The sequence below is a fragment of the Pseudomonas sp. Ga0074129 genome, from assembly GCA_001465025.1.
GTDB lineage: Bacteria > Pseudomonadota > Gammaproteobacteria > Pseudomonadales > Pseudomonadaceae > Aquipseudomonas.
The window spans coordinates 1-6,825 of record LNDO01000056.1; the positions used below are offsets into that span (position 1 = coordinate 1).

The 6,825-nt window shown below is 61.4% G+C and carries 8 protein-coding genes; 7 read left to right on the forward strand and 1 reads right to left on the reverse strand.

Going from position 1 to position 6,825, the window contains the following annotated elements; genetic code table 11:
• Nucleotides 1–91 precede the first annotated feature (91 nt).
• The gene (locus AUK77_RS05275; protein WP_296126937.1) at nt 92–838 is read right to left on the reverse strand and encodes a TonB-dependent receptor plug domain-containing protein; all 747 of its coding nucleotides are present in this window, start codon (nt 836–838) and stop codon (nt 92–94) included.
• 132 nt (nt 839–970) lie between these two features.
• Here AUK77_RS05275 and AUK77_RS05280 point away from each other — a divergent pair, with 132 nt between their 5' ends.
• Genes AUK77_RS05280 through AUK77_RS05310 form a run of 7 tightly spaced genes read left to right on the forward strand, consistent with a single transcriptional unit; the run spans nt 971 to nt 6,528 of the window.
• On the forward strand, nt 971–1,678 hold the full coding sequence (locus AUK77_RS05280) for an energy transducer TonB (protein ID WP_296126939.1): 708 nt from the start codon (nt 971–973) through the stop codon (nt 1,676–1,678).
• A 21-nt stretch (nt 1,679–1,699) separates the two neighbouring features.
• Nucleotides 1,700–2,770: a ChuX/HutX family heme-like substrate-binding protein gene (locus tag AUK77_RS05285; protein WP_296126940.1), complete on the forward strand. Its 1,071-nt coding sequence runs from the start codon at nt 1,700–1,702 to the stop codon at nt 2,768–2,770.
• Nucleotide 2,771: 1 nt separating this feature from the next.
• Nucleotides 2,772–3,413, forward strand: a complete 642-nt coding sequence (locus tag AUK77_RS05290; protein WP_296126942.1) for a MotA/TolQ/ExbB proton channel family protein — start codon at nt 2,772–2,774, stop codon at nt 3,411–3,413.
• Nucleotides 3,410–3,841, forward strand: a complete 432-nt coding sequence (locus AUK77_RS05295) for a biopolymer transporter ExbD (RefSeq protein WP_296126944.1) — start codon at nt 3,410–3,412, stop codon at nt 3,839–3,841. Before AUK77_RS05290 ends, AUK77_RS05295 begins: the two co-directional genes overlap by 4 nt.
• The gene (locus AUK77_RS05300) at nt 3,828–4,727 is read left to right on the forward strand and encodes an ABC transporter substrate-binding protein (protein ID WP_296126946.1); all 900 of its coding nucleotides are present in this window, start codon (nt 3,828–3,830) and stop codon (nt 4,725–4,727) included. Before AUK77_RS05295 ends, AUK77_RS05300 begins: the two co-directional genes overlap by 14 nt.
• A 50-nt stretch (nt 4,728–4,777) precedes the next feature.
• Complete coding sequence (locus tag AUK77_RS05305) at nt 4,778–5,761, forward strand: iron chelate uptake ABC transporter family permease subunit (RefSeq protein ID WP_296126950.1); 984 nt, start codon at nt 4,778–4,780, stop codon at nt 5,759–5,761.
• Nucleotides 5,761–6,528: a heme ABC transporter ATP-binding protein gene (locus tag AUK77_RS05310; RefSeq protein ID WP_296126948.1), complete on the forward strand. Its 768-nt coding sequence runs from the start codon at nt 5,761–5,763 to the stop codon at nt 6,526–6,528. The genes AUK77_RS05305 and AUK77_RS05310 overlap by 1 nt, the downstream gene beginning before the upstream one ends.
• The last annotated feature ends 297 nt before the right edge of the window (nt 6,529–6,825 follow it).

The following is a 6,825-nucleotide window of genomic DNA, read 5'->3' on the forward strand; positions in this document are numbered from 1 at the left end:
CGAAGATCAATTTACGCCCACGCAAACGCCTGGGCTGGAAGACACCGTACGAAGTGTATGCAGGGGTGAGCGTTGCACTTATGGGTTGAATTCAGGCCGTTTTTACCAGCAGATTGTCTTCGCTAACGTCTTGCGGGTTGGCGTCACCACGGCCGTTGCCGATGCCGCCATTACCGCTGTGCGTGGCCACTTCGTGCCCGCCACGATGGCTCAATTGCAGCAGGCCATCCACCGGCCCGGTGCGCCCAACCAGGGTTGCGCTTTTCAGCCAGCTTTTGTCTGAACTGTCGTAACCGGTTTTCAGGCGGGCATAGGTATCGTCGCCTTCATCCAGATAGTCGGCTGCGTCTTTGGTGATAAAGCTGACCACGCCGCCGATGGCATCGCTGCCGTAGAGCGACGAGGCTGGGCCACGAATGATTTCAACTTGTTTCACCGTGTCCAGATCAATGTAGTTGCGACGGGCATTCTGGAATGGGCCAAAGGCAAATTCCCCGGGCACGCTGGTGCCATCCACTTGCGTCAACACGCGGTTACCGCCGATGCCACGAATGTTGAAACCGCTCAGGCCAAAGCGGCTGCCGGTGCCGCTGACGGTGACACCTGGTTCGTAGCGCACCAGGTCTTTGATGTCTTTGATGTTGTTCTGATCAATGTCGCGCTCGGTCTGCACCGAAACGGTGTTGGGCACCTGGTCGAGCGTTTGCTCGGTACGCGTGGCGGTCACGGTAATGGTGTCGAACTGCGTTGGTGTTTTATCGGCGGCGAGTGCCAGCGAAGGGCTGAGCAGCAGCAGGGCAAGCAAGGGGCGACGGGCAAATGGAGGACTTCTGTACATGGGGACTCCAGGGACGTTGCGGGTGGTTTCTGTGACCACCAAGTTGGCATCGGCGGCAAACCTAAACGAGATTGACATGAGAATGCAAATAATTATCAAATAGATTCATCGTTGTTTGGTTTGAGTGCATTCATGCTGCGTGTATCGCTTTTTTTGCTGCTTTCGCTGGCGCTGCATGCCGCCGGTTGGCTGCTGCATGGCACGCATCCACGTTCGCCTGCGGCAATGCCGGTCAGTGAAGCGCCACAGGTGTTGCGCCTGTCCGCCGTATTGCAGTCAGTCGCGCCTGCTCCCGTCCCGAGCGAGCCTGTGCAGTTGCAGTCGCTGCCCAAACCGCAGCCCGCTGTTGCGACTAAACCGCCGGTTGCCGCGCGTCCGTTGGTGACGCCAAAACCCCGTAACCCGGAGCCGGTGGTGAGTCCGCCCAAGCCCTCTGCGCCACCGACCGTATCGGCCCCGGCTCAGGCTGCACCTGCGGCGGCGAAGGTCGTTGCCGCGGCAGCTGTTGAGCGCGAACCGGCCAAACCGGCTGCGCCGTCAGCGCCTGTGGAGGTGCTTAGCAGCCAACCGAGCTTTCTCGAACCGCCACGCCAGCCGAGTTATCCCTCCCAGGCCCGCCGTCGTAATCAACAGGGCGTGGTGCTGGTTGAAGTGCGACTCGACGCGCGCGGCCAACAACGCAGCGTCAATGTGCTGCGCTCGTCCGGTGTGGACAGCCTCGACCGCGCCGCGCTTGAGGCCGTTGCCAAATGGCGTTTTCTCCCAGAGACAACCGGCGGGCAGGCCGTGCCCAGTCGCGTGCAAATACCTATTCAGTTCGCTTTGACGGCGAGCCGTTAATTAACCCGTGAGGAGTTTTTGATGAATACACAAACCCAGTCCGCCGCAACCCCGAATGATCTGTACCTGGCCTGGCAGGTGCTGCGCAGCGAGCAGCCGCGTTTGCGCGCCCGTGACGCCGCCGAGCGTTTGGCGGTGAGTGAGGCGGAGTTGGTCGCAAGCCGTATTGGCGTCGATACCCTGCGTCTGCAACCGGATTGGGCGCAGTTGCTGCCTGCTCTCGGCGAGCTGGGTTATGTGATGGCGCTGACCCGCAACGAGCATTGCGTGCACGAGCGCAAAGGCTATTACCGCGAGGTCACGGTGATGGCCAACGGGCAGATGGGGTTGGTGGTGTCGGCCGATATCGATCTGCGTTTATTCCTCGCCGGTTGGGCCAGTGTGTTCGCCATTGAGGAACAAACGGGCAAAGGCGTGCAGCGCAGCATTCAGGTATTCGATCGCCAGGGCGTTGCGGTGCATAAAGTGTTTCTCACCGAGGATAGCCAACTGGATGCTTGGGCACCCTTGTTGGAGCGCATGCGTATGGTCGAACAGAGCGCCGATCTGGAGCTGCGCCCACTGCCGCAGGCCGAATCCGTTCAGCCGGACGCGTTGGTGGATGTGAACAGCCTGCGTGTGGGCTGGTCGACCTTGAAAGACACCCACCATTTCTTCGCTTTGCTGAAAAAGCACGGCACAACCCGCACGCAGGCACTGCGTTTGGCTGGGCGTGAGTGGGCCGAGCCGCTGGCGGTGAGCGAACTGCCGACCTTGCTGGAGCAAGCCGGTGCCCGTGAAGTGCCGATCATGGTGTTCGTCGGTAACCGTCACTGCATTCAGATTCATACCGGTCCGGTCAGCAACCTGCGCTGGATGGACACTTGGTTCAACGTGCTGGATGCCGAGTTCAATTTGCACCTGCAAACCAAGGGTGTGACCGAGCTGTGGCGCGTACGCAAACCCAGCACCGATGGCGTGATCACCAGTTGGGAAGCCTTTGACGCTGAAGGTGAGCTGGTCGTGCAGCTGTTTGGCGCACGCAAACCGGGCATCCCTGAGCGTGAAGATTGGCGCGATCTGGCCGAAAGCGCGCCAGCACTGGAGGGCTGACATGAGCCAGTGGTGGAGTGCGATGGGGCCACTGGGCTGGCCGCTGGCGCTATGTTCCTTGTTGGCACTGGCGCTGATTCTGGAGCGGTTGTGGCTGTTTATCGGCTTGCAACCGCTCAGTCAGGCAGCAGCACGTGCGGCGGTCAGCGCCTGCCGCACCTGTGACCGTGAACAGTGCCAAGGGCGTGCACATGGCTGGCGCTATGGCCTGGCGCTGCTGCTCAAGCACAGCGCCTTGCCAGCGCTGCAGCGTGAAGAGCTGCTCGGCTGCTGGCTGCTGGAAGAACGACAGCGCCTGCACCGGCAACTGCGGTTGTTGCAGTTGATTGGCATGCTGGCACCAATGCTCGGCCTGCTCGGTACGGTGTTGGGCATGCTGGAAATGTTCTCCTCCATCGCCGGGCAAAATACCGCCGTGACCCCGGCACTGCTGGCCGATGGCCTGTGGCAGGCGCTTTACACCACGGTCTGGGGGCTGCTGATTGCCATTCCGGCGTTGGCGGCCGGGCAGGGCTTTGCGCTCTGGGCGGAACGCTACCTTGAAGGTGTGCAGGCGCTGCTTAATCGCTGCCAGTTGGCCCTTGATGGTTTGGATATCGAGCTGCAAGGCGATCAACGCGCGGCACGTTGGGTGCTGTCGTGATTCGCTTGCCCGCCGCCTCCAGCTCACAAAGCAACCTGCTGCCGGATCTGACGCCGCTGCTTGATGTGATTTTCATTGTGCTGGTGTTCTTTATGCTCACCGCGCAAACGCCGCTGCTGGAGTTGCCCTTGCAGCTGCCGCAGAGCGATGAAGCGCTGCCAGCCGCGAGCGCCGGTAAAAGTGAGCGTTTGCAGATACAGCTTACAGCCGACGGTCATTGGCATTTCAACGGTGTGCAGCAGGCCGATTTCCCAGCGTTACGCGCTGAGCTGAAACAGGCCTTTACGGCCAACAGCAACGCCAGCCTGGACCTCGCGCTGGATCGTCAGGCACCGCTGACGGCATTTCTCGACCTGATGGCCTTGCTGCAGCAGCAGGGCATTCAGGACAGTCGTATTCTTCTTGAGGCCCATCATGAATCGCCTTAGTGCTTTGCTCGCCCTGTGGGTGAGTCTGTGTTCGTCTGCTTCCGTCCTGGCCGCCGAGCCATTGCCACAACGCTGGATCAGTTCCGGCGGTTCGCTCAGTGAATGGGTGGTGGTGCTGGGCGGGGAGAAGCATCTGGTCGGTGTGGACAGCACCAGCCAACACCCCGTCTCACTGCGTGAGTTGCCCAGCATCGGTTATCAACGTCAATTGGCTGCAGAGGGCATGCTGGCGCTGCGCCCGGAAGTGCTGATCGGCAGCGAGGAAATGGGCCCGCCGCCTGTGCTGGCGCAGTTGCGCGGTGCCGGTGTGCAGGTGGAAATGCTCTCATCCACGCCGGACCTGGACAGCCTACAGCGCAATCTGCAGCGCCTGGGCGCGCTATTGGGTGAGCCGCAGCGCGCCGATCAGGCATTTGCCGCTTATCAGCATCGGCTCCAGCAGCAGGCCGACTGGTTGCAAGCGGCGCAACGTCAGCAGCCCGCTCCGGGTGTGCTGTTGCTGCTCGGCCATGCCGGCGGTAGCCCTTTGGCGGGCGGCAAGGCGAGCGCCGCTGATTGGCTGATTGAACATGCTGGTGGGCGCAACCTGGCCAGCCATACGGGTTATAAAACCTTGTCGACCGAAGCCCTGTTGGCGCTGGACCCTGAGGTGGTGATCATCGCTGACCGCAGCCTGGCCGGTGATGCAGCACGGGATGCTCTGTTGAAACAGAACCCGGCATTGGCCGCCACCCGCGCCGCACGCAATCAGCGTTTGGTTATGCTCGATCCAACCTTATTGGTCGGTGGTTTAGGGCCGCGTTTGCCGGATGGGCTGGCGGCCTTGTCCGCAGCCTTTTATCCTGCCAGCCAACCCCTGATCGCTAACGCTAAGCAAACGCCATGAATCCTGTTGTTCGTCCGCGCTCACTGTTTATTGCACTGAGCCTGCTGCTGGTGCTTGCGCTCTGGTTGTCACTGGCCCTGGGGCCGGTCAGCTTGCCCTTGCTCGATACGCTGCAGGCCGCGTTGCGCCTGCTCGGCTTGCCTGTGGCCAGTGAGGGTTTGGAGCAGGCTGAACTGATCCTCGGGCAGATCCGCCTTCCGCGCACTCTGCTGGGCTTGCTGGTCGGTGCGGTGTTGGCTCTGTGCGGCGTGGCTATGCAGGGGCTGTTTCGTAATCCATTGGCTGATCCCGGCCTGATCGGTGTTTCCAGTGGCGCTGCGCTGGGCGCGGCCATCGCGATTGTTGGCGGTGCGGCCATGGGCGGTTTGCCGGAGGTGTTTGCGCCTTATCTGCTCTCGCTCTTTGCCTTTATTGGCGGGCTGGGGGTGACCGCGCTGGTTTACCGTCTGGGGCGGCGCGACGGGGAAACCAATGTGGCCACCATGTTGCTCGCCGGTATCGCCCTAACGGCGCTGGCCGGTGCGGCCATTGGTCTGTTCACCTATTTGGCCGATGACGCCACCTTACGCACCCTGACGTTCTGGAACTTGGGCAGCCTCAATGGGGCCAGTTACAGCCGCTTATGGCCGCTGTTGCTGGTTACTGTGGTGGTGGTGCTGTGGTTGCCGCGCCGGGCCAAGGCCTTGAATGCCTTGCTGCTGGGCGAGTCGGAAGCGCGTCACTTGGGGTTTGCGGTGGAGCGGGTCAAGGCTGAGCTGGTGTTCTGCACGGCACTGGGTGTCGGCGCGGCGGTGGCTGCCGCCGGGATGATCGGCTTTATCGGGCTGGTGGTGCCGCATTTGGTGCGGTTGCTGGTGGGGCCCGATCACCGCGTTCTACTTCCGGCGTCAGCCTTGGCCGGAGCGAGCTTGCTGCTGCTGGCTGATCTGGCGGCGCGATTGGTGCTGGCTCCAGCCGAGTTGCCGATTGGTATCGTCACGGCGCTGATAGGTGCGCCGTTCTTCCTTTACTTGCTGTTGCGGGGGCGTACCTGATGCTGCGCGCAGAGAATCTGGCGGTACAGCGCGGCCCGTGCACGGTATTGGCCGACATCAATCTGGAGTTGCGCCCCGGCGAAGTACTGGGCGTGCTGGGGCCTAACGGCGCGGGCAAAAGCACCTTGCTGGGCGCGTTGTGCGGTGAGTTACAGCCGAGTCATGGCGATATCTGGCTGGATCAGCGCCGCTTGCAAGACTGGCCCGGTAGCGAGCGCGCTCAACGGTTAGCCGTATTGCCGCAAACCTCAACGCTTAATTTTTCCTTTCGCGTGGAAGAGGTGGTGGGCATGGGCCGTTTACCCCATGCCAGCGGCCGTGTACGCGATGCGCAGATCATCAAGCAAGCACTCGAAGCGGCCGACGCTCTGCACTTGGCTGGTCGCAGTTACTTGGCTTTATCCGGTGGCGAACGTCAGCGTGTGCACCTGGCGCGCGTATTGGCGCAGCTGTGGCCCGGTGGGGAAGGGCAGGTGCTACTGCTGGATGAACCCACGTCCATGCTTGATCCATTGCACCAACACACCACCCTACAGGCCACCCGCGCGGTGGTTGAGCAGGGCGCTGCGGTGCTGGTGATTCTGCATGACCTCAACCTGGCGGCTCGCTACTGTGATCGGCTGCTGCTGCTGGAGCGTGGCAGACCCCATGCCTTGGGCACCCCGCAAGAAGTCTTGCGCGCCGAGCCGCTGCAGGCAGTATTTGGCCTTGAAGTGCTGGTGCAGCAACATCCTGAACGCGGCCACCCGTTGATTGTGGCGCGTTAACCCTTCTTACTTAATGCCCCCTGGTGTTTGATCCTTTCAGGCATTTTCGGGGCCTTAGATGTCAGCGGCCAACCCATTAGCGTCCCCCAGCCGCCTTGAATGTCATCATTCATCCGCTGATGCTGGCGCTGCCTGCTCTTGGGCAGGTTTGAGCTGTTGGCATCGATTTATTCTGAGGACATCGTTATGCGTATCGCTCTGTTAGGGAAACTCTGAAAAAGACTTCCTGATTTTGGCAAAATACCCGGATTCCACCCGCTGAGTTTTCCGATGAAGCAGATGACCTTCGCCGACGCC